This is a genomic window from Mesorhizobium sp. M7A.F.Ca.US.010.02.1.1 (assembly GCF_004023085.1).
GTDB lineage: Bacteria > Pseudomonadota > Alphaproteobacteria > Rhizobiales > Rhizobiaceae > Mesorhizobium.
Genome location: NZ_RZRV01000133.1, coordinates 1 through 398, shown reverse-complemented (window position 1 = coordinate 398; position 398 = coordinate 1). Strand labels below are relative to the sequence as shown.

General features: G+C 61.3%; 1 protein-coding gene. It reads left to right on the top strand.

Features of this window, described 5'->3' with window-relative positions:
- Window positions 1–398, top strand: a 398-nt coding sequence (locus EOA19_RS35080) for a mechanosensitive ion channel family protein (RefSeq protein WP_164893142.1), incomplete at both ends; no start/stop codon positions are given.

Here is a 398-nt window from a genome sequence, read left to right as displayed (position 1 = left end):
GGGTGCAGATACTCCCGCTGATTGCCGGCGCCGGCATCTTCGGCATCGCCATCGGCTTCGGCTCGCAGACCCTGGTCAAGGACGTGCTGAGCGGCGTGTTCTACATGATGGACGACGCCTTCCGGGTCGGTGAATACATCCAGAGCGGCAGCTACAAAGGCACGGTCGAATCCTTCAGCCTGCGTTCGGTGCGTCTGCGTCATCATCGCGGCCCCATCTATACCGTCCCGTTCGGTGAGCTCGGGGCGGTCCAGAACATGAGCAGGGACTGGGTGATCGACAAGATCACGATCGGCGTGACCTATGATTCCGACGTGGACCTGGCGCGCAAGCTCATCAAGAAGATAGGCCAGGAACTGGCAGCCGATCCTGAATTTGCGGCCGACACGATCGAGCCG